Origin of the sequence: Lysinibacillus sp. GbtcB16 (assembly GCF_019091145.1) — a bacterium.
Lineage (GTDB): Bacteria > Bacillota > Bacilli > Bacillales_A > Planococcaceae > Lysinibacillus > Lysinibacillus fusiformis.
On record NZ_JAGXJV010000542.1, the window covers coordinates 1 to 261 of the forward strand.

At 44.4% G+C, this 261-nt stretch carries 1 pseudogene; it reads right to left on the reverse strand.

Going from position 1 to position 261, the window contains the following annotated elements:
* Nucleotides 1–28: 28 nt before the first annotated feature.
* Nucleotides 29–261, reverse strand: a pseudogene (locus tag KVT27_RS25175) (acireductone dioxygenase); the annotation flags it as partial.

Below are 261 nucleotides of genomic sequence, written 5' to 3' on the forward strand. Positions count from 1 at the left end.
GCTGTTGGGCTTTATTTGCGGGAATCAATTAAGCTTTGATAAATGCCGGGTCATCTACGTTGTAGGCAATCCAACCATCTTTCTCAATGAAAAGGCGAACAGCTACGATTTGACGGTTATCCATCAGCGTGAAGAAATGGTTCGTGTTCTCAGGAACCGAGATCACATCGCCAGGCTCAAGCTCGACATCGAAATAACCGATTTCCTCGGATTTGATGATGAAAATGCCTTTGCCTGATACGATTGCGCGAATTTCATCTT